We start from the raw sequence: 21,338 nt of genomic DNA, 5'->3' as shown, positions 1-21,338 counted from the left end.
ATTCTCTCCCAAGGCCCTCACCTCAGCCGAAACAACCTCCCGCCCCGGACTCCTCACGCGGCAACGCTGAATACACTCTCAATTCTGAAGAGCCGGTTTTGTTGAGTCCGTAACCAATCTCTGGGGCAGATCACCGAGTCAACAAAAGCCGGGGCAGTCCTGTTCGATTCATTCGAATCTAGCCTTGGGTCCGGGTCCTATACAGTGAGTCTGTCTTTCTTGATAAATAGGGGTAAAAAATTGAAAAAAACGATGATCATTGCTGCGGCAGGTCTCCTGACATTGACCGGTTGCGGAGCCAGTTCCTTCAAGGCTGAGGGGACGATGACTCTCGGTCTTGACGGCGTTACACAGCACGCACCGGGCGGTGGCGAGTGCGACGGATACGGCGGCTACGACGACATCACGCCAGGTGCTCAGGTTGTCATCAAGGCAGGTGGATCCACAGTTGGTAAAGGTGAGCTGGGAGAGGGTAAATACGAGGGCGGTTGGTGCCGTTTCCAATTCACGATCTCCAAGGTAAAGGGCGGCTCAGACTTCTACAGCGTAGAAATAGCAAACCGCGGGGAAATTGAATACACCGAGGATGAGCTCACGAAGGGCGTCAAGCTCTCACTCGGGTCTTAGGTCTTAGAGCCATCAGGCAACGAAAACCCCCGCCGGCCACTATGGCCGACGGGGGTTTCTCTTGCCAGGATTAGCACCCAGCCCGCTCTCGAAAGCCCGCTAGCTAGGATCACAGACGATGTAAACACCCCGCGTCTTCTGGGCTACAGAACCATTAACGCCCCTGGACGCCCTGCTTGGTCAGGTCTCCAGTCCAAGCTTTCGCAGTGCAGCATCGATGACGCCCCAGACCTCCGCCGTATCAGCCGAGCGTTCGTGACGCGAGAGCACCAGGAGTTGTTGCCGCAGGTCGTCTTCGCACTGGGTCAGCCCGCGGTTGTAGGCCGGGGCCAGCAGGTAGGAGTGGTTGTCCGTGGCGTAGGCGGCCATCATGTCCACGAAGATCTCCAGTTCCCTCCCGGCCTTAGCGACCGCCGTTTGGACCGTAGCCTGGCCGGAGTCCGTTGCAGGTGCGCTCCCCGACATGGAGAGGATGTCGAGTCTGCCTTCCCAGACGAGATTCTGCAGGGGCTCGTGAAAGAGGGACAGCACCGTGCCCATCTGGTGATTCTTGGAAACTTCGTGCGGAAGCGCACGCCTGACGTCGTGGACGATTTCATGGAAATGATCGTCAGCAAGACCGAAGCCAACGAACAACAAATGGTGCGTCAGCAGATGTGCTTTGACCAGCGCGGAAAGCGCGTCCCTGTTGCTGTTATAGCCGAGGTAGTCGTCACGAGTGAGCACGATGCTGTCAGGCTGAGTTACTGAGCCGTGGAGCTTAAGCAGCCAGTCGTTGCCTACTGCGGGAACGTTTTCTGGCAGCACTGTCCGCGGCTTTTGGGCGTCGTGGCAGGCTGTCTCGAACAGCCTGTCGTAGTTCAAAGTGATGGCACCGGCTGAGGGCAGGGTGGCAAGCAGTGCGGGCGCCAACCCATATCTCGGCAGGTCGACGGCACCTGCAACCGCTTCCCCGAAGGCTTTCGCCGAGTCGTGCTGATCGGCGTATAGCTGTTCGAGCACCCCTGCCTGGTCAAGTACACCCAGAGCCTTGAAAGCGGCTTCCTCCGTCGGCTTCAGATATACGCCCGACCTCAGCTTGTCGAGGAGCTGGCTCCAGCTTGGAGCTCCGGCGCTTACGCTGACTCCGGCTCCGAGAAAGGGAACCAAGTGCCCTGAGCGGGCTTCCTGTCCCAGTGACTTGGCCTTCCCGTGCAAGCGGTCACCGAGCGATCGCCAGGACGATTCACTCGATACGTCCCGCCTCAGTTTTTGGGCCAGTGAGAAAGCAGCCCTGTCTCGAAGGACAAGAACTAGGTCCACGCGGTGGGTGTCAGCAAGTTGGCTGCAGGCATCGAGAATCGTGCGGAGGGCGGCGCCAAGGTGGTTGCCGGCGCCGCCCCCGGCCGTTCCGAAGAACGGCAAGGCCAGAAGCCGATACGGGCGGTCATCTGGATCCGGAACGGCAGACAGTGCACTGGCCACGAACGCTTCAAGCCGTTCGACGACGTCGGTGGGTCCCCAACCGCCGTCGTCGGGGACTGCGGTCAGTATCGGCAGCGGTGTGTTCGGGTCCCAGGGCCGGATGGGCTCGGCCAGCGCGGCTCCCTCTCGGAATTGAGCCGAAGCCGAGGCTGCAGCAAGCCCCCGCAGCTCGGGATGAGCTTTGAGCCAATGCTGCTCGATGCGAACGCTTGAGTCCGTTGGCAGCAGCCACGCGTCACATCGGAGATTCAAGATGTCGGCCATGGCTACAAAAACATGAGGCTGAGTCATGCCTTCTGTTTATCAGAACAGCGAGGCAAAGCCGCGTCTCCGTTCCGGCTGCGCACCAACGAGCCTATTGGCGAGCGCCAGTTGAACCAGCACTCTGGCGCTCACAGAACGGCCCGCAAAATCCGTTCTCGATTCCCTGCGAAGGCCGCAGCGCCATTACCGTCGGGTGCGGGAACGCGAATTATGGGTGGGTGTCCCATCGCCGGAGTGGCGAGATCGAGCAGTGCATCGTAATACGCGCGCTGCCGCTGCCGGCCGACAGGGCCGAAGGCCGCCGCGGTTTTCGTTTGTCGGTCCTTGTCGGCTTTCGGAGCGAATTGGCGGCAGAGTTCTTGATACTCCGTGGCTTCGAAATCCAAGGGATAACCGGCTGGGTAGCCCTCAAATGACTTCAGCCGGAAGCTGGTGAAGTGCTGTAGTTCGTCGATCTCCATGATCGTTCCGGTCCCAAGGTGGATGAAGTCGCCAGGCAAAGCCGTCGTTCGTTTCGCCGCCTGCTCAGGGGCTTGACCTCCAAGGGACAAGAAGATGTCATGCAGCGGGCCGGTGACGTTGGAGGCTCGATCGGGCAAACCGAAGTGCCCTCTTTGATTGAGCCAGGGTGTTTTGCACCGAGCCAATTCCACACCCTCACGGCGGGCAGCTTCCAGAAACGCATTTTCACAATCCCCAACAGGCATGGAGCAAGCATAGAGGGCGGTTCTACGGTCAACGCGTAAGTCGGTGCGATCGCCCGCCGGGCTGATCCGGGTTTCTACATGGACACAGGTTTGGAGCCGGCAAAATGGCCGCGATGCATTATCGGGCTAAAAGTTTGGCGTCTAGACATGTACCAAATAGCCTGGCGCAGTGACTAATTCCATTGGGGGAGTGGCAGCGAAGCAGCTGCCCGAGGGCTTGTACGAACTGCTCAACACGGATGCGCTCGGCGGCCTGCTGAACAACGGGTCTGATCTGCAGCCTGTCTTCGCAGCCGTAGACGACGAAGACAGCCCGGAAATCCTCTCCCGCCACGTCGCCGACGCCGTCCGCCAAGCACTGGCCGCAGCCAAACCGACTGAACGCGTCGCCCTGGCCAACAAGCTCCTCCAGCAACTGACCAGCGCAGACCTTATCTCCACGGGCCCCACCCAGCTCCAGTCCCTCCACCGCCCGGACACCCTCAAGCGCCGCAACCTCCGCCGCCCCACCACCAAACTCAGTGAATCTGCCCTGCTCACCAACAGCAAAGACGATCCCAACCTCGCCGCGGAACTGAGAACTGAGATCGAGTCGGCCAACACGGTAGACCTCCTCTGCGCCTTCGTCCGCTGGACCGGACTGAGACTCCTCGAACCAGCTCTGCAGCAGCTCAAGGAGCGCGGCGCCAAGCTCCGGGTCATCACCACCACCTACATGGGCGCCACGGAGCGCCGCGCCATCGACGAACTCGTCAATCGTTACGGCGCCGAAGTGAAGATCAACTACGAAACCCAGGCCACCCGCCTCCACGCCAAGGCCTGGCTGTTCCGCCGCAACTCCGGCTTCGACACCGCCTACGTCGGCAGTTCCAACCTCAGCCAGGCAGCGCTCCTGGACGGCCTCGAATGGAACGTCCGGCTCAGCTCCGTCGGCACGCCCACCCTGCTGCAAAAGTTCGAGATCACCTTTGACAGCTATTGGGAACAGCGCGCCTTCCAGAGCTACGACCCCGAACGCGACGGCGAACAGCTCGATGCCGCCCTGGAACGCAACGGCGGCCGGCGGACAGCGGTACCCGGGGCAGCCACCGGCCTCGAGCTCCAGCCGTTCCTGCACCAGGAAGAGATGCTTGAAGACCTGGAAGCGGAGCGGCTCAAGGGCTTCAACCACAACCTCCTGGTCGCCGCCACCGGCACCGGCAAGACCGTCATCGCGGCGCTGGACTACAAGCGTCTCTGCGAAGCAGCGGGCAAGGACCTGAAGATGCTCTTTGTCGCCCACCGCCAGGAAATTCTCAAGCAGGCCATGCGCACCTACCGTGACGTCATGCAGGACGGCGCCTTCGGCGAACTCTACGTCGGGGAGCACAAACCCACGGAGTGGAAGCACATCTTCGCCTCCGTCCAGTCGCTGTCCGCCCTCGGCATCGACAAGCTGGAACCGGACTTCTTCGACGTCGTCGTCATCGACGAATTCCACCACGCCATGGCGCCCACCTACCGCCGGCTGCTGGATCACCTGCAGCCGCAGCAGCTCCTCGGGCTGACGGCGACGCCGGAACGCGGCGACGGCGTCGACGTCGCGAAGCAGTTCTTCGACGGCCGCACGGCCAGTGAACTGCGCCTCTGGGACGCCCTGGACGCCGATCTGCTGGTGCCGTTCCACTACTTCGGCGTCTCGGACGACGTCGACCTCAGCCAGCTGGAATGGAAGCGCCACAACTACGACACCGCGCAGCTGAACAACCTGTACACCGGCAACGACGCCCGCGCCGCCAAGGTGATCCGCGAACTCCGCGACAAGGTCACAAGCACCGAGCTGATGCGAGCCATCGGCTTCTGCGTATCCGTCCAGCACGCCCACTACATGGCCGAGGTCTTCAACCGCGCCGGCATCGCCTCCGTCGCGGTCGACGGGAGCACCGACGACGCCGACCGTGCGGCGGCGCTGAAACGTCTCGCCACACGCGAGATCAACTGCATCTTCGCCGTCGACCTCTTCAACGAAGGCCTGGACCTGCCGCAAGTGGACACCATCCTGATGCTCCGGCCCACGCAGAGCGCCACGATCTTCCTCCAGCAGCTGGGGCGCGGGCTGCGGCGTGCTGAGGGCAAGGCGGTGCTGACCGTCCTGGACTTCATCGGCCAGCAGCGCCGAGAGTTCCGCTTCGACCTGCGCTACCGGGCGCTCACCGGCTACGGCCGCAAGGAACTGGAAAAGGCTGTCGAGGACGAGTTCCCGTACCTGCCGTCGGGCTCGCAGATCGTGCTGGACCGGGTGGCTCAAAAGGTTGTGCTGGACAACATCAGGGCGCAGCTGCGCTTCAACCGCGCCCAGCTGGTCCGGGACATCGCCTCCCACGCCGAGACCGAACTGGAGGCCTACCTGGAGCGGTCCGGGAACGACGTGAAGTCGATCTACCGGTCCACCAGGGATTCGTGGACCGGCTACCTGCGCCAGGCCGGCCTGATCGAAGGGTTCTCGCCGTTGGAGACGGTCCTCAGCGGAAGGATTAAGGAGCTCTCCGATGGTGACGAGAAGAAGCTCCTCGGCCGGATGGCCGCGCTGATCCACGTGGATGACCCGGAACGCGCTGCGGCGTACTCGATGCTCGTCGGCGCCGGCGCGCCCGGCTACGCTGAGCTCGGCATGCGGGGACAGACGTTCGCCCGCATGCTCTTCTACACGCTGTGGGACGACGGCGGCGGGTTCCCGTCGTACGACGCCGGTCTGGACTACCTGCGCGGCTACCAGTTTGTCTGCAGCGAGATCCGGCAGATCGTGAAGCTCGGAGTGGCCGCGTCCCGCCATGCCGCCAAGGGCCTGGGTGCGGGGCTGCCGCACGTTCCGCTGCTGTCGCACGCGACCTACCGGCGTGAGGAGATACTGGCGGCGCTGCAGTACGGGTCGCTGGAACTCGGCAAGAACGTGCAGCACCGCGAGGGTGTGGCCTGGTGCCCGGCAACGTCCACGGACGCCTTCTTCGTCACGCTCAACAAGGACGATAAGAAGCACTCCGCCACGACGATGTACAAGGATTACGCCATCAGCCCAGAGCTGTTCCACTGGGAGTCGCAGAACGCGACCTCGCCCGGAAGTCCGACGGGCCGGCGGTATCTGGACCGGGCGGGGCATGGATCGAAGATCCTGATCTTCACCCGGGACACGTCAGAGGACGAGACCGGGCTGACTGTTCCGTACACATGCCTCGGCCAGGTGGACTATGTGCAGCACGCGGGGGAGAAGCCGGTTGCCATCACCTGGAAGCTGCATAGAACGATGCCGGCGGATGTGTTTGCGACTGCCGCTGCGGTGGCGCAGTAGCCTTTCCAAGGCCACTACCACTCCTGACCGATGTCACAGGTCAACCCATCCCTCTCGCGAACCGACGCGAATCATGTCTTGGACGCCTTCCCTATTCTGAGGCGCAAGGACGAAGCCGTATTCGGAGAGTACCGCACCAAGCTCCTGGTCCTCGAGGCGTACGATGCCATACAGCTAGCCATCGACACGGGGATCCCCTTCCAATCCAAGATCAACCCGCCGCCCGGCCAGGGCGCTCGCCACCCCGCCAAGGAGCTTTTCGCATGAACGAGAACGTTGACTGGACCCGCTTCATCGAGTTCGCCGGAAAATTCATGGAATCAGTGGACCTCGACGCAGAAGAGAACCTTTACAAGAAGGAACTGGCCTTCAAACTGTCAGATGTCAGAGAAGAATTGCTGGCCGGGGATCCTGAGTGGCACCCACACTTTATTCGTGCCCTGCGGCCGACGAACCTCGTCAACTACAGAACCATCGGTGCCATGGACACGCTGGATGATGCTTCGTTGCAGAACCTGCAGACTCTCTTGACGAGGTTTTGGTTGGTGGCGCCCGAAACAGAGAAGCTGAATGCCTTGGTCGCCGGTCTGAAAGAGCTGAACCCTCGGGAACTTTCTGACGGCATTGCCACCGGAGTGGGTTCCCTCCTGCTTATGGCCGTGGATCCGACCGAGTTCCCGCCTTACCGTCCCGAAACAGTCCGTCACTTTTGGAACATCATCGGTTTTGACTACAAAGAGGCCGTGCGGACCCCGCAAGGCCGCTATGACGCATTCCTGGACATCCTAGATCAGTTCCGGTCCGAACTGGCTGTTGCGGGGCTCGGCGACTTTGACCGCCTGGAGGCGCAAGGCATCATGTGGACGGTCTTGAACGTCGACCCAACTGACGAGTGGAACCCTGAGCAACTGGCGAGCTTCCGGCAGTGGCGTGGCGACAAGATTGGGGCCCCCAGATTGGGTACCGAAAGCGGTGAGGTCGAAAGATCGTTCGGCCCGGCTCCGGATGTGGAAGCGGCGGCCCAGTTGATCATCGACGCTGGAATCCTGGGTGAAACTTCGCCTTTCTGGCCCGGTGGTTGCTCGTGGACCCAAGAGAATGCCGATGACCTCATCCGGCGCATATTCGAGAATTTCGACGGTGGGACCGATTCGTTCATGGGAAAGATCGAGCGCCAACTCGCCGGAGCGCCTGTTGGCGTTTACGTTCTGGCCGCCGAATTTATGGCGATTCACATGCTTCCGTTGGTCAATGTGCGCGGAGATACCAAGATCTCCCGGGTTCAATCGCTGTTGGACTGGAGCGGTGCCAACCTTGAAATCCCAGACGCCCTTAGGAAAGGACTGAATGCGGAGGGGGCCTTCCATGGCGGAACCGGATTCAGCGTCCGGATGTGGCGACATTTCTGCTGGCTGGCGCGCTTCGTGCTCGAGGTCAGAAAGCGATCAGCGGAGACCCTATCCGCGGATCTGGGTGATCCTGAACGGTTCGCCCTACTGACGGAGAGCGTGCCCGATGACCCGTTGGGCATAAAATATTCCCTTGAATACTTGACCTGGCCCTCCTACTTCGAACCCATAACCAGCCGGACCCACAGGACCAAGATTCTGAAGGCGTTTGCCACGGAAATCGGGGGCATCACCGGCTCAACGGACCCCGAGATTGCTTTCGACCTCCATCGGCTTCGACGGGTTCACGAAGCTGAAGCCGCAGGGGGCCAAGTCGACTGGTATCAGGAGCCCTACGTCAGCCGCTGGATGCCACAGGCGGCAGATAGTAGCCAGCGCGCCTGGCTGGTCCGCCAGAGCCAGTCCGGTACTGCGATGCTCTCGACATGGCTGGACGAAGGTTTTGTGTCCGTTCCTGCCCAGCATTTGGGCTCTCCGGAGCCTGGATCCCCTCTCCAGCAAATCGAGGCGGCCGTCAACAGCGGCTACCAACACATCGAGTATTCCGAACGTCGGCTGCGCGCGCAGGAGTTTCATCGGTTCCTGAGCCAGATGAAACAAGACGACCTTGTCGCCAGCCTATTGGAGGACAAGCTCTACCTGGGCGTCATCACCGGTCCGGCGGAGTACTTCGATGAGCCCCTGTCCCGGTTGCGACGGACGGTGGTCTGGCTTAGCACGCCGTTCGGCAAGGACGCGGTTCCGGATCCAGTGCTCACGCTTCTGGCCGAGCAGGGATCCGTTGTGGACCTTACCGAGGCACTATCTGTGATTGCAGACCTGTACGCCTCCGAACCGAGTGCGGTGGACCTTCCAGACCTGGAAGCGCCAAAGCCGAGCGCCGCCGTCGTGCCCGTTCTTAAGGGCATCAGTGAAGACTTTGCCGCAAGCATCCACCTGCAGCAGAGTGCGCTTGAGGAAGTAGTGCGCTTGCTGCAGACCAGGCAGCAGATCGTCTTCTATGGTCCTCCTGGGACGGGGAAAACATATATCGGCAAGAAGCTGGGGGAGTACTTGGCCGGGGAAGAACATGCCGACCACGTCAAGACCGTCCAGTTCCATCCTTCATACGCCTATGAGGACTTTTTCGAGGGTTACCGGCCGGCCAAGTCTACGGACGGTAGCGTCGGCTTCAGCCTCGAACCGGGTCCGCTGCGCCGGATCGCGGCAGAGGCGGCGGCGGACGGCAACCGCGACAAGCCGTATTTTCTGATCATCGATGAGATGAACCGAGGCAACCTAGCGAAGATTTTCGGGGAATTGTACTTCCTGCTCGAGTACCGCAAGGAGCGGATCAATCTTCAGTACAGCCCGGACAAGACGTTTGCACTGCCACCGAACCTGTTCATCATCGGAACGATGAACACATCGGACCGGTCCATCGCCATGGTGGATGCCGCGATCCGTCGACGCTTTGCATTTGTCGAGCTGCATCCCCAGGAAGGGATGATCGCGGGGCTGCTCGAACGCTTCCTCAAGGCCAGGGGCAAGCCCTCGCTGAGGGCCGATCTCCTGAATGCTTTGAACAATGAGATTGAGGACACGAACCGCGACCTGATGATCGGGCCGTCCTACTTCATGAAGCCCCACGCTGAGACGGATGAAGGACTCGAAGAGATCTGGAAATACGAGCTGCTGCCGCTGCTCGAAGAACAGTATTTTGGACGTCTGAAGCGGAACCAGGTCCGGGAGAAGTTCGGGCTCGCGGCCATGCGCCGGAAGGCGGCGAGCTCGGTTGGACCGGTGGATCTCTCTTTGGAGTCTGTTGAGCAGGTGCTGGATGGTGAGGGCACCGAGGAGCTCGAGGAGCTGTTGACGGATTCAGAAGACACGGCCTCCTGATGCTCAGGTCGATCGTCCTCGACGAGCTGCAAGGTTCGGCTGATGCAGTTGAGCTGGATCCGGAAGTCGCCGCGACGCTCCGGGACACCGGGCTGGTTACGGTGCTACCTGCTCACGGCGGATTGTGGACAGTGCTTCCCGCCGGAACTGTGGGGGCTGTCCAGGTGGGGAACCTTCTAGTCGAGGTCACGCCAAAAAAGAAGGTCGGACTAAGTCGACTGTTGTTCCTGCTCGGCTACGCCGCGAACCCGGGCTTCCGGCCGGAAGACGTTGCGGGCATCGAAGACTCCGACCTGTTCGCCGCCCTTGGCGAATCCCTGGTCCGCCAGGGGTTGCGGGCGCTGGAACGCGGTGCACTCAATGGCTACGTCCACGTTGAGGACGCCCTGCGGACAGTCCGAGGGCGGATCCGTGTGGGCGACCAGATGACCCGCCGCCCCGGCATGCTCCTGCCATTGGAGGTCGCCTACGACGACTTCACCGTGGACATCCCCGAGAATCGAATCTTGCGGGCTGCCATACGCTTGATGATGCAGGTCCCGAGGCTTTCCCACGACGTGCGATGGAAGCTGGCCCACTTGGATTCCAAGCTCGACGGAGTCTCGGAGCTACGATTTGGGGCGCCATTGCCGGCGTGGAAGCAATCCCGGCTCAACGCACATTACGTTCCGGCGCTTCGGCTGGCAGAGATCATCCTGCGGAATATGTCTGCCGAGGCCGGTTTGGGGCGCTACTCCGTTGCCTCCTTCGTCGTTAACATGGCGACGGTTTTTGAGGACTTTCTGACGACAGCACTGAAGGAGGCGCTTGAGAGGTATCCGGGGGAGACCGTCGGGCAGTATCCGGCGTTCCTCGACGAGGCGGTGCCTATCAGGCGCCGAGGTGACCGAGTACGAATGTTGGTCGACATCGTCCATTCCATCGATGGAATCCCTGCGATGGTTTTCGATGCCAAATACAAAGCAGCATCTCCGTCCGGCGCCTACCCAAACGCGGATCACTATCAAATGCTGGCTTATTGCACTGCGCTGGATGTCCAGACGGCGTGGCTTGTCTACGCAGGACCAGGGCAGGCCCGGGTGCGTCGTATTAGAAACTCAGAGGTTTCCGTCGTGGAGTACCCTATCGACCTTTCGCAATCGCCGGACGATCTGTTGGCGCGAGTGCAGAAGCTGTCCATGGCGGCATTCAAGAAATGGCGTGTCAGCCAGAGAAACGCTTCGCTGAGCGCGTCGTAGGTCTTTGGCTGGACCCGGTTGGCGGCCAGCACTGCTCATGGCGACTGCCCTCGCTGAGGGCCCGAGGTGGGGCCCGAGGTGGGGCCCGCCGTCGACGTCGAAGCGCATCGGTCCGCCGTCAATGCCGGACGCCACCGCCGTCGTCGTTCAACGCCCCAAAGAGGTCCCGGGCTGCTCGTCGATGCCGCACCAGCCGGCGATGAAGAGGGCGATGCTCTTGGTGATCCGGCGGATGGATTCAACCGAGACCCGCTCGTCGAACCCGTGGATCGCCTCCGAAACGGGCCCGTACACCAGCGCCGGCGTGTTGGCGTAGAGGGTGAAGACGCGGCCGTCGAGGTAGCCCGGCGTGGTGAAGCTTTCCAGGTCCCGGCCGAACACCCGCGCGTGCGTGCGCTCCAACATGGCCTCGGCGTCGCTGCCCGGTTCCAGCACGTAGCCTTCCGAGAAGAACCCGGTCTTTTCTCCAACAGCGCTGATCGGGGCTGGCCCGCTGCCCAGGGACGCGAGGCACTCCTGGAGTTCGGACCAGGCCTGCTCGGCGCTCATGCCCGGATAGATCGCCGCCCGCACATCCAACTCGCACCAGGCCGGAACGCTGGAGGGCCAGTCCCCGCCCGCGATCCCGCCGAAGTTGAAGTTGATGGGATGGTCCAGGTCTTCGAAGTAGCGGTGCTCGCCCCGGTCCGCGTTCCACTTTTCCTCGACCTCACGCAGCGCGGACATCGCCGTATACGCGGCGTCGATCGCGTTGAAGCCGGAGCCCATCTCGCGCGGATGGGTCGGGTTGCCGGTGACCCTGACCTTGAACCAGAGCACGCCCACATTGGCGCGCACCAGCATGTCCTCCTCGGGCTCAGGGATGATGACGGCGTCGGCGCCATAGCCGCGCATCAGCGCGGACAGGGAGCCGTTGCCGGTGCATTCCTCCTCGACGACGGACTGGAAGTGGATGCGGCCGGCCGGCTCAAACCCGGCGGCGCGGACGGCGTCGAAGGCGAAGAGGTTCGCCGCGAGCCCCGCCTTCATGTCGCCTGCGCCGCGGCCGTACATCCAGCCGTCGATGATGGGCGCGTCCCAGGGGTAGCGGGACCAGGCCTCGGACGGGTCCTCGGGGACGACGTCGATGTGGCCGTTGAGGATGAGCGACCGGCCGCGCTCGGCGGCCGGACGGTACGTGCCCACCACGTTGGTCATCCCGTCATAGGACACCGTCACGGGCCCGAAGCCCTCATGGGCGGACAGCTCCTCTACGTTCAGCTCCCACCGGTCCATCTCCAGGCCGCGGCCGGCCATGGCCCCGTACATCAGGTCCTGGGCGCTGCCCTCACGGGTCCGCAGCGACGGGTGTTTAACCAGGTCCTGGGTGAAGGACAGCTGCGCGTCGAACGCGGCGTCGACGGCTTCCAGGATGCGACGGGTTTGGTCGTCACTGAGCATGTTCGTCTCCTAACGAGAAGGGAGCCGTCCGCCGGACGGCTCCCCGCTTGTGGTGGTTGAGCATTCGTATGAGGTTGAGACGCGGCCTGTGGTCCGCGGCCCATGGCCTCAGCTGCTGGTGACCAGCTGCTTATCCTGTACGCGCAGGCGCTCGCCGAAGAACCCGCCCACGGCGGTGAGCAGCGAGATGATCATCAGGATCAGGGCCGCGCCCCAGGACTGGTTGCCGGAGACGCCCAGCATGGCGGTGGCCAGCAGCGGCATGAAACCGCTAGTGGCGCCGGCGATATTGTAGCCAAGGGCCACGCCGGAGTAGCGCAGCTTCGGCGGGAACAGTTCGGTCAGCAGGGCGCCGTTCACGGCGTACGCCACCGCGATGAGCATGATGCCGATGGTGATGGCCAGCGTGATCATCAGCGGGGATTTGGTGTCGATCATCGCGAAGAGCGGGAATGCCGTGACGGCGCTGACGATGCCGCCCCACATGGTGACCTTGCCGGGGCCGATCTTCTCGGCCAGCCGGCCCATGAGGAACGTGACACCGATCTGGGCCACGGCGGCCACCAGCGTCGCGTTGACCATGACGCTGCGGTCCACCTTCAGGGTGTTCGCGCCGTAGCTCACCACGAAGGTGGTGATCATGTAGAAGCCGCCGACGCCGAGCAGCGCGGCGAGGATTGCCACCAGCAGGCGGCCGCCGGCATGGCGGAACACGTCCAGGGCCGGGACCTTGGAGGTTTCGCCCATTGCGAGGAGGTCCTTGAAGATGGGGGATTCCTCGACCTTGAGGCGGATCCACAGCGCGATGCCCAGCATCGGGAAGGCCAGCAGGAACGGGATGCGCCAGCCCCAGGCGTCAAACGCATCGGACGGGAAGAGCAGGACCAGCGAAAAGGCGCCGGAGGCCAGCAACGTCGCAACCGGCGAGCCGAGCTGGACCAGCGCGGCGTAGCGGCCGCGCTTTTCGACCGGAGCATGCTCGACGGCCATGGTCACGGCGCCGCCCCACTCGCCGCCGACAGCCAGACCCTGGACCAGGCGCAGGACGGCCAGCAGGGTGGGCGCGGCCAGGCCGACGCTGCCGAAGTCGGGCAGCAGGCCGATGAGGGCGGTGGCGGCGCCGATCATGACGATGGTCATCAGCAGCGCCGGCCGCCGTCCGTAACGGTCACCGATATAGCCGAAGATGACGGCGCCGATCGGACGGGCTGCGAAGCCGACGCCGAAGGTGGCAAAGGAGGCCAGCAGGGCCGCGGTGGGGTCCATGTTCGTGAAGAAAAGCCGGTTGAAGACCAGCGCCGCGGCGGTGCCGAAGAGGTAGTAGTCGTACCATTCCAGCGCGGTCCCGACGAAGGCGGCGCGGGCAATCTTGCCTGCGTCCTTGCCGGAAACGACCGGCGGAGCACCTGCGGCGGGGGAGAGTGAATGTGAGGTGGTCACTGCGTGAGCCCTTTCGAGCGGGGTTGAGTTCTGCATCTCGGATCCCGCGGCGGTCGAAAGGCCGTGGCCTGTACTGCTGCGGTGGTTACATTCGAGAGTAAGTGAGTGATAACGCCCTGAACAATGACAATATCCACCCATTTTTAGCCTGCCGGTTGGTCATATTCACAAATCAATCAGTAAATTCGCTGTAGCGGCTGAGGGCTACGAGGGCGCGTGCGGCCTCCGCCGGCACGGTGAGGTCCAGGCCGATGACCTCGTGCAGGCTGTGCAGGCGGTTGACCACGGTGTTCCGGTGGCAGAACAGCTCCTCCGACGTTTCCTTAATGGATCCGGTGCGTCCGTAGCTGCGGGCCACCTGCAGCAGGCGCTGTCGTTCAAGCGGCGTGCACCTGTCCAGGGCTTGCCGTATCGGGGCGGAAAAGCCTGGGAACTTCTGCTCCAGGTGGCCGCCGGCAATTCCCATCCACGCGTCCTCCATGGTCACCAACCGTGCGCCTGTGCGCTTCTGTTGTGCCAGCACCAGCGCCGACGCGGCTGCCGCGGGGACGGCAGCCAGCCCCTCCACGCCGGGCACATATCCGGCGGGGAAGCCCGGCCCTTCCTGTTGCCACGTCCGTTCCTTGCGCTGCTGGCGGAAGAGGTACAGGGCTCCGGTGTTCTCGTACGCATAGGTGCGGTGGTCCGCCTCGAACTGCCGCTGGGCCTGCGCCATGGACTCTGAAGTCACTGCTAGCACTTCGAAGGTCCCGGTGGCCTGCACCCCGAGGGCCGCGGCAAGGTCCTGGACTTCGGCGGAGCCGCCCAGCTCCGCGTTGAACAGCCGGGAAAGCAGGCGCTGCCGGTACAGCTGCTGGTTGCGGGCCAGCCGGGCCTCTTCCTCGGCATAGGCCTGCTGGATGCTGCTCACATAGCCTTCGACGACGTCCAGCACCCGGTCCATGTTGGCCACCAGGACGCCGATCCCTTTGACTCCTGCGACCCGCTCCAGCCCCTTCCAGAGGACGCGGAAGTCGTTGCGGATCGCTTCCAGGAATGCGTCCAAGGGGACGCCCTGGCGGGCCCGGCGGGCGGCTACCTCGCGGGGGAGGGCCTGCAGGTCCGGGGGAAGCTCCAACCCGGCCATCTGAAACAGGAACATGTCCATGGTGTCAGCCGCGGTCCGGTAGACGTCGTCCGTTGGCACCAGTGCCTCACCGTAGGAAATGCCGGCGAAGCGCTCCAGGAAGTCGCTCACCAGCAGGGAGCGCTCCTTCCACAGGCTCTCCAGCAGCTCGGTCCATTCCGGTTCGGTGGGCAGGCCCGGACGGAACTCCCGGAAAGTCGCGCCGGAGGACGTCGCGGCGCCACGATCATGTGCTGTCATGCATCCATTTTATGCAAAAGCCTAAGATTTGTCCGCAAAGCGGCGTTCTATATCCATTGAAGCCAGCAATATTCCAGCGTTGAATGGATCGCAACCCCACATCCAGACCTTGGCCCGAACCCTCCGAACAACCCGGGGGCCACATCAAAGAGGATTTATGCCCGTCGATCTCCTGATCCGCAACGCCCACATCCTGACCCAGGATGCCTCCCGCCCCAAGGCGACAAGCCTGCTCATCCACGACGGGAAAATCTTCGACGTGGATCCGGACTCCGATCTTGCCAGCCATGCCGTCCGGACCATCGACGCCGCCGGAATCACGATTGTTCCCGGGTTTAACGACGTCCATGCGCACAGCGTGTGGTTCGGCCTCGGGCTAATGGAGGCCAATGTGGGGGCGGCGGCAAGCCTGGACGAGGTGTACGACATCGTCGCCGAGGCCGCAGCCCGGACGGCTCCGGGCGAATGGGTGGTGGCGTCGGGATACAGCCCGCTGCTGCTCGGTGGCCAGCAGCCGGACCGCGACCGCCTCGATGCAGCAGCCGGGGGACGCCCGGTGTGGATCAAGCACTCCTCGGGCCACGCCTGTACCCTCAACGGTGCGGCGCTGAAACTCGTGGCCGCGAATGCCGACCTCACTGCCCCGATCGACGGCGGCGCCGTCGTCACGGGCGAAAACGGCCTGCCCACCGGGCTGCTGGAGGAAAATGCCATGCGGCTGGTGCAGGACATCCTGCTGCCCTATCCGCTGGAGACCATCGAGCGCGCACTGGACCTGGCGACGTCGCACTACCTGTCCGAAGGAATCACGAGCGTCACGGATGCCGGCATCGCCGGCGGCTGGATCGGCTACTCGCCGCGCGAGTTCGCGGCGTACCAGAACGCCCGCGACAAAGGGCTGCTCAGCGTCAGGATGCAGCCGATGATGGTCATGGATGCCCTGCACGATGTGCCGGGCCACGCCGAGGACCCTGCCGCCAGGACCCTCGACGCCGGAATCCGCTCCGGTCTGGGGGACGACTGGCTGCGTCTGGGCCCGGTCAAAATCTTCAGCGACGGTTCGCTCCTGGGCAGTACGGCCTTCATGACCGAGGAATATGTCGGCTGCACCCACAACCACGGCTACCTCCAAATGGACGCGGATCAGCTGCGCGAATCAGCGCTCGGGGCCTACCGGGCGGGCTGGGCGCTTGCGATGCACGCGATCGGCGACCACGCCGTTGACCATGCGATTGACATCATCACCGAGGCGCAGGACAACTACGGGTCCAATTCACAGCCCAACCGGATCGAGCATGGCGGCGTGGTGCGCCCTGACCAGCTCGACCGCATCGCCGAGGCCGGCATCGTGCTGGTCCCGCAGCCGCACTTCATCACCGAGTTCGGCGACGGCATGGCCCGCCTGCTGGGCCCCAAGCGCACCTCCTGGTCCTATCCGGCAAAAAGCCTGTTAGAGCGCGCGATCACGCTGCCGGGAAGCTCGGACCGCCCCGTCTCCAACGGCAGGCCGCTGCACGTCATGCAATCCTTCGTCGAGCGGCTGACCCCTTCGGGTGAGGTCTACGGCCCGGACGAAAGGATCACGGCAGCTGAGGCGCTGGCCGCCTACACCACGGGGTCTGCCGCCGCGACGGGAACAGGCCACATCAAGGGGCAGCTGGCGCCAGGGTACTTGGCGGACCTGGTGTTCCTCGACCAGGACCCCACCGCCGTCGACCCCTCCAACATCGCAGCCACGCAGGTGCTGGCCACCATGGTGGGCGGACAGATCCGTTTCGGCGCGGAAAATCTACCCACGCCGGTCCGCGTCGCAGACCTGGAAGCAGCACTGACAGGGAAGGAAACCCCATGAGCACTACCCCCGAGCAGTTCCTTGCAGACTTCGCCACGATGTCCGGCTTCGGTGCCACACCCGGCGGCGGCGTGGACCGGCAGGCGGGAACGCCGGCCGACCACGCCACCCGGGCGTGGTTCAGCCAATGGCTGACCGAGCACGGCTACACCGAAACAGTGGACCAGGTAGGCAACCAGTTCGGCACCGTGGAACTGGTCCCCGGCGCCCCCTACGTGCTGGTCGGATCGCACCTGGACTCCCAGCCGCTGGCCGGCCGGTACGACGGGGCCTACGGAGTGCTCGCGGCGGCGCATGCGGGCGCACGCGTTGCGGCGGAAGCCCGGGCCGGAAAGCTCGATCCGGTCTACAACCTGGCCGTGGTGAACTGGTTCAACGAGGAAGGCAGCCGCTTTGCGCCCAGCATGATGGGAAGCGCGGTCTTTACCGGGAAGCTGCCGCTGGATGACGCGCTGGCGACCCCCGACCCCGCCGGAACGACCGTAGCGCAGGCCCTGGCCGCAGGGCACCGTGCCCCGGACCGGAACGCTCCGGTCCTCGCCCAGGTTGCCCGCTACGCGGAGATCCACATCGAGCAGGGCAGGAACCTGGAGGAGAGCAGTACCCAGGTGGGGATCGTGGACCGCACCTGGGCCGCCAGCAAGTACCGGGTCACGGTGGACGGAGCCCAGTCGCACACCGGCGCGACCCGGATGGAGGACCGCCGTGACGCCCTCTACGGCGCGGCGCTGGTCATAGCGGCCGCGCGTGAACTGGCCGCGGAATTCGAGCCCGGGCTGCTGCACACCTCGGTGTCCGAGCTGTATGTCCTGCCGAACTCGCCGGTCACCATCGCCCGGCAGGTGGTGATGAACCTGGACCTGCGCTCGCCGGACGAGTCCGTGCTGGGCCTCGCCATGGAACGTCTGGGCAAGAGGATTATCGACCTTGAAGACTGCTCCCGCACGGACATCCGTCTGGACCTGACGCACAACTGGGGTGTGGTGTCCTACCAGCCCAAGGGAGCGGCGCTCGGCAGGGCCAGCGCAGAGAGCCTGGGCTACAGCCACGCGGACGTGATGACCGTCGCCGGGCACGATTCGACCAATATGAAGGACGTAGTTCCGACCGTGATGCTCTTCGTTCCCAGTGTGGAGGGCATCTCGCACAACGAGGCCGAGTTCACGCACGACGACGATGCGTTGCGCGGCGTCGAGCTGCTCACCGAGGTCACGCGGCGGCTGGTCCGCGGCGAACTGGCAGAGGACTAACGGCGCGACGGGGGCCGGTCACCGGCGTCAGCGGGCCGCGATGTGTGCCGCCACGAACTCCGCATCATCGCCCAGAACCGACAGGGTGGCCGACAGGTGCTTGGTGAGCCAGGGGAGGCCCACGGCGTAGAGACCCGGGACCTCGGTAACGCCGCCGCTGTGCCGCGGGTAGTTCCACTCGTCGAGCACCGGCACGTCGAGGAATCCGAAGTCCATGTCGTAGCCGGTGCACCAGATGATGGAACTGATGCCCTCGGCGGAGAGGTCAATGCGGGCTCCTGAGTCCGTCGGAAGCCAGTCGTCCGCCGGCACAGGCTCGGCGGCCGGTGCGTCGATGCCCGCGGCGGCGATGTAAGCGTCGGCCATCCGTCCCAGCCGCTGCCCGAACCCCGCCTCCACGAGGGCGAGGCGCGCGGGGAGGTCGTCGCTGAAGACGAGGCCGCCGTCGTCAGTTCCCTCAAACCGGCCGTGCAGCTGGACGCCCCGGCGGCCGAGGTCCCTGACGTGGATGCTGTGGCCGCCGCCGTTGCCGGAGATCAGCGGGTTGCACGCAAAGCGCGCCGCGGGGGAGGGGAGGTGGTCCGTCTGGAGGCCGTTGATGCCGTACTCGGGGCCGTGGAGGTTGACCTGCAGGATCCAGTAGAAGACGTCCTGGCCGCGGTATCGGCGCGGAGCCTCGGGGCAGGACGAAACCGACAGGTGGACTTCCCGGCCGGCGTCGAGCAGGTCCTCCGCGATCTGGCCGCCCGACTGGCCGGTGCCCACCACCAGCACGGCGCCCGCCGGGAGCTGCTGCGGGTTGCGGTAGTCGTGGCTGTGCAGTTGGCGGACATCCTGCGGGATGGCGGCAGCGGATGCCGGGATCCGCGGGAGCTGGAACGCGCCGTTGGCGAGGACCACGTTCCGCGCCTGCCAGCGGCCGTCGCTGGTGTCCACGGCGAACCCGCCGTTGGCCGGGCTGACCCGCGTCACGTCCGTGCCGAGCCGGACCGGGGCGGCGATCCTGGCGGCGTAGTCCCGGAGGAGCCCGATCACCGTGTCGCGGGGGAGGAAGGCGTCCGGTTCGGGACCGTCATACGGCATGCCCGGCATCACGCAGGAGAAGTTCGGGGTGTTCAGGTAGAACGAATCCCAGCGGTCCTGCCAGGCGCCGCCGAGCGTGTCCCGACGCTCCAGCAGCCGGTGCCCGACGCCGTGCCGGGTCAGCCAATAGCTCGTCGCCAGGCCGGCCTGCCCCGCGCCGATCACCAGGGTGTCGACGTGGTCCGGGTGTTCGGCGGGGGAGGGCATGGCTACTGCTTCGCGGTCTTCGCCTTGGGAGCCTTCGGCGCCTTGGCGGCCTTCGGCGGCAGCCCGGCGACATGCTCGAACGCTTTCTCCACCCAGGCCCTGGCCCTGGCGCGGGCGTCGGGCTCGGCGCCGTTGGCGTCGTCGTCGGCGTTCCAGGCCTCCGGCAGCCCGGTGTAGCCGCCCATCGGGCGCTCGGCCGGGCCGAACGGCACGGTCCGCTCCGTGCTTTCGAGCAGTTTCTGGTCAGCCTCGGCCAGCTTCACGCCGATGGTGGGGCCGAACAGGCCAGCGAACATGTTGCCGTTCACGAACGCCCCGAGGTTTCCGAACATGGGCTTGATGACCACCTCGGAAAGGTCGGGCACCACCGAACGGAAGTGCTCCTTGTCGGCGTCGGACGCTTTCGGCATTTCCATGGGTTTTCTCCGGAGGCTGATGCTGCAGGGACTGGTCTTCCTGCAGGATATGCCCAGGACCGCATGGGGTACAGGCGGCGTTACAGCGCCGGTGCCGGCGTCGTACTTGCCCGGGCAGGCGTGCGGGAGCCGATCCTCCAAATGTAACGAACTGGTAACATGGGACGGATGCCGAATCAGTCTAGACAAGCACGAGTCACGCAGTTGGACGGCTTGCGCGGGATCGCCGCGTTAATCGTCGTCGCCTGCCATGCGATCTCCACCCTCCCGGAAATCGGGCGAGTGGTCTCCAGCGACCGGTCCGCCGGACTCAGTAGCGCGGAGATGTGGGCGGTGTTCTCCCCGCTGCATCTGCTGTGGAACGGCACCCCTGCGGTCCACGTCTTCTTTGTGCTCTCCGGCTTCGTCCTGATCCTGCCGTTCACCCGGGCGGCGGCGGTGACCCGCTGGGCGCCGTACTACGCCAAGCGGCTGCTCCGACTTTATGTGCCGGCCTGGGCCTCGCTGGCCGTGGCGGTCGCGCTGATCGCGCTCATTCCCCGTACTGTCTCGCCGCAGCAGAGCCCCTGGGCGGACATGTACGTGATCCAGCCGAGCGTGGCCCAGGTGGCCAAGGACGGCCTGCTCCTGCTGAACGCCAGCACCATCAACACCCCGCTGTGGACCCTCAAGTGGGAGGTCGCGTTCTCCCTCCTGCTCCCGGCCTACGTCTTCGTCGCCCTCCGCTGGCGGCGGCTCTGGCACCTGAAACTCGGCGTCGCCCTGGCCCTGGCCGTGCTGGGCGGTGTGCAGCACGTGGACTGGCTGACCTACCTGCCGATCTTCGCCATCGGCGCGATCATCGGCGTCGAGCGCGACCGGATCCGCGAGCTGACCCGGTCCTGGCCGCGGCTGGTCTGGCTCCCGGTGGCCGCCGCCGGGCTGGTGCTGGCCAACGCGGAATGGTTCAGCCGAGACCGGCCGGTCCTCGGGGTCGAGGCACTCGTTACCGTCGGTGCGACGCTGATCGTCCTGGTGTTCCTGCTGTGCGGCTCGGCGAAGAAGCTCGGAGACACCGCCGCCGCGCAATGGCTGGGCCGGGTCTCCTTCAGCCTCTACCTGGTGCACCTGCCGATCATCCTGGCCGGCGTCACCTTGCTCCGGTCCGTCTCGCTGCCGCTGGCGCTCGCCGTGTCCGTGGCCGCCTCCTTCGTGGCCGCCGCGCTGTTCCACCGCTACGTGGAACGGCCCTCCCAGCGGCTCTCGATCGCCGCCGGACGCGCCGTGGAGCGCCGGTTCGGCCGGGGTGTCCGGGTTGAGCGCCCGGAGCTTCAGCCCGTCCGGGAGCTGGCGGACGCGGGGGCGGGCCGCCGGTAGCGGACTCGGGAGC

General features: G+C 64.6%; 15 protein-coding genes. 8 read left to right on the top strand and 7 right to left on the bottom strand.

Annotation, left to right across the window (positions count from 1 at the left end):
* Positions 1-240 precede the first annotated feature (240 nt).
* A complete protein-coding gene (locus ABIB14_RS17095; RefSeq protein WP_354237107.1) occupies positions 241-627 on the top strand; it encodes a hypothetical protein in 387 nt (128 codons plus the stop codon).
* Between the two features lie 180 nt (positions 628-807).
* Here the strand turns inward: ABIB14_RS17095 and ABIB14_RS17090 are convergent, their stop codons facing one another.
* Together ABIB14_RS17090 and ABIB14_RS17085 are read right to left on the bottom strand one after the other, a co-directional pair.
* Complete coding sequence (locus ABIB14_RS17090) at positions 808-2,382, bottom strand: SIR2 family protein (protein ID WP_354237106.1); 1,575 nt, start codon at positions 2,380-2,382, stop codon at positions 808-810.
* 101 nt (positions 2,383-2,483) lie between these two features.
* Positions 2,484-3,062, bottom strand: coding sequence for a DUF7255 family protein (locus ABIB14_RS17085; RefSeq protein ID WP_354237105.1), 579 nt, complete (start codon positions 3,060-3,062; stop codon positions 2,484-2,486).
* Between the two features lie 169 nt (positions 3,063-3,231).
* Here ABIB14_RS17085 and ABIB14_RS17080 point away from each other — a divergent pair, with 169 nt between their 5' ends.
* The 4 genes from ABIB14_RS17080 (at position 3,232) to ABIB14_RS17065 (ending at position 10,915) form a co-directional block, all read left to right on the top strand.
* Positions 3,232-6,387 carry a DEAD/DEAH box helicase gene (locus ABIB14_RS17080; RefSeq protein ID WP_354237104.1) on the top strand — a complete coding sequence of 1,052 codons (3,156 nt, stop codon included), beginning with the start codon at positions 3,232-3,234 and terminating at the stop codon, positions 6,385-6,387.
* Positions 6,388-6,465: 78 nt separating this feature from the next.
* Positions 6,466-6,654, top strand: coding sequence for a hypothetical protein (locus ABIB14_RS17075; RefSeq protein ID WP_354237103.1), 189 nt, complete (start codon positions 6,466-6,468; stop codon positions 6,652-6,654).
* Positions 6,651-9,677: an AAA family ATPase gene (locus tag ABIB14_RS17070; protein ID WP_354237102.1), complete on the top strand. Its 3,027-nt coding sequence runs from the start codon at positions 6,651-6,653 to the stop codon at positions 9,675-9,677. The genes ABIB14_RS17075 and ABIB14_RS17070 overlap by 4 nt, the downstream gene beginning before the upstream one ends.
* Positions 9,677-10,915: an McrC family protein gene (locus tag ABIB14_RS17065; RefSeq protein ID WP_354237101.1), complete on the top strand. Its 1,239-nt coding sequence runs from the start codon at positions 9,677-9,679 to the stop codon at positions 10,913-10,915. Before ABIB14_RS17070 ends, ABIB14_RS17065 begins: the two co-directional genes overlap by 1 nt.
* A gap of 147 nt (positions 10,916-11,062) precedes the next feature.
* Here the strand turns inward: ABIB14_RS17065 and ABIB14_RS17060 are convergent, their stop codons facing one another.
* The 3 genes from ABIB14_RS17060 to ABIB14_RS17050 all read right to left on the bottom strand — a co-directional run bounded on the left by ABIB14_RS17060 (position 11,063) and on the right by ABIB14_RS17050 (position 15,161).
* On the bottom strand, positions 11,063-12,355 hold the full coding sequence (locus ABIB14_RS17060) for an ArgE/DapE family deacylase (RefSeq protein WP_354237100.1): 1,293 nt from the start codon (positions 12,353-12,355) through the stop codon (positions 11,063-11,065).
* A 108-nt stretch (positions 12,356-12,463) separates the two neighbouring features.
* Positions 12,464-13,795 carry an MFS transporter gene (locus ABIB14_RS17055; protein ID WP_354237099.1) on the bottom strand — a complete coding sequence of 444 codons (1,332 nt, stop codon included), beginning with the start codon at positions 13,793-13,795 and terminating at the stop codon, positions 12,464-12,466.
* A 172-nt stretch (positions 13,796-13,967) separates the two neighbouring features.
* On the bottom strand, positions 13,968-15,161 hold the full coding sequence (locus ABIB14_RS17050; RefSeq protein ID WP_354237098.1) for an RsbRD N-terminal domain-containing protein: 1,194 nt from the start codon (positions 15,159-15,161) through the stop codon (positions 13,968-13,970).
* A gap of 157 nt (positions 15,162-15,318) precedes the next feature.
* Between ABIB14_RS17050 and ABIB14_RS17045 the strand changes: the two genes are divergently transcribed.
* Both ABIB14_RS17045 and ABIB14_RS17040 read left to right on the top strand, forming a co-directional pair.
* Positions 15,319-17,013 carry an amidohydrolase gene (locus ABIB14_RS17045; protein ID WP_354237097.1) on the top strand — a complete coding sequence of 565 codons (1,695 nt, stop codon included), beginning with the start codon at positions 15,319-15,321 and terminating at the stop codon, positions 17,011-17,013.
* A complete protein-coding gene (locus ABIB14_RS17040) occupies positions 17,010-18,263 on the top strand; it encodes a M20 family metallo-hydrolase (RefSeq protein WP_354237096.1) in 1,254 nt (417 codons plus the stop codon). The genes ABIB14_RS17045 and ABIB14_RS17040 overlap by 4 nt, the downstream gene beginning before the upstream one ends.
* A 27-nt stretch (positions 18,264-18,290) precedes the next feature.
* On the opposite strand, the gene ABIB14_RS17035 is transcribed toward ABIB14_RS17040, so the two are convergent.
* Entirely contained in the window at positions 18,291-19,553 is a 1,263-nt protein-coding gene (locus ABIB14_RS17035; RefSeq protein WP_354237095.1) for a flavin-containing monooxygenase, read from the bottom strand.
* Positions 19,554-19,555: 2 nt separating this feature from the next.
* On the bottom strand, positions 19,556-19,969 hold the full coding sequence (locus tag ABIB14_RS17030; RefSeq protein WP_354237094.1) for a TfoX/Sxy family protein: 414 nt from the start codon (positions 19,967-19,969) through the stop codon (positions 19,556-19,558).
* A 168-nt stretch (positions 19,970-20,137) separates the two neighbouring features.
* Between ABIB14_RS17030 and ABIB14_RS17025 the strand changes: the two genes are divergently transcribed.
* Entirely contained in the window at positions 20,138-21,325 is a 1,188-nt protein-coding gene (locus ABIB14_RS17025) for an acyltransferase family protein (protein WP_354237093.1), read from the top strand.
* The last annotated feature ends 13 nt before the right edge of the window (positions 21,326-21,338 follow it).

It is taken from the genome of Arthrobacter sp. UYEF3, from assembly GCF_040546245.1.
Lineage (GTDB): Bacteria > Actinomycetota > Actinomycetes > Actinomycetales > Micrococcaceae > Arthrobacter.
The sequence above is the reverse complement of the archived record's forward strand: the minus strand, read 5'-3'. Positions and strand labels throughout refer to the sequence as shown.

Coding starts and splice junctions, on each gene's coding strand:
- ABIB14_RS17090 (WP_354237106.1), bottom strand. CDS start 2,382: ATGACTCAGCCTCATGTTTTTGTAGCCATGGCCGACATCTTGAATCTC.
- ABIB14_RS17085 (WP_354237105.1), bottom strand. CDS start 3,062: ATGCCTGTTGGGGATTGTGAAAATGCGTTTCTGGAAGCTGCCCGCCGT.
- ABIB14_RS17070 (WP_354237102.1), top strand. CDS start 6,651: ATGAACGAGAACGTTGACTGGACCCGCTTCATCGAGTTCGCCGGAAAA.
- ABIB14_RS17065 (WP_354237101.1), top strand. CDS start 9,677: ATGCTCAGGTCGATCGTCCTCGACGAGCTGCAAGGTTCGGCTGATGCA.
- ABIB14_RS17060 (WP_354237100.1), bottom strand. CDS start 12,355: ATGCTCAGTGACGACCAAACCCGTCGCATCCTGGAAGCCGTCGACGCC.
- ABIB14_RS17050 (WP_354237098.1), bottom strand. CDS start 15,161: ATGACAGCACATGATCGTGGCGCCGCGACGTCCTCCGGCGCGACTTTC.
- ABIB14_RS17045 (WP_354237097.1), top strand. CDS start 15,319: ATGCCCGTCGATCTCCTGATCCGCAACGCCCACATCCTGACCCAGGAT.
- ABIB14_RS17040 (WP_354237096.1), top strand. CDS start 17,010: ATGAGCACTACCCCCGAGCAGTTCCTTGCAGACTTCGCCACGATGTCC.
- ABIB14_RS17035 (WP_354237095.1), bottom strand. CDS start 19,553: ATGCCCTCCCCCGCCGAACACCCGGACCACGTCGACACCCTGGTGATC.
- ABIB14_RS17030 (WP_354237094.1), bottom strand. CDS start 19,969: ATGGAAATGCCGAAAGCGTCCGACGCCGACAAGGAGCACTTCCGTTCG.
- ABIB14_RS17025 (WP_354237093.1), top strand. CDS start 20,138: ATGCCGAATCAGTCTAGACAAGCACGAGTCACGCAGTTGGACGGCTTG.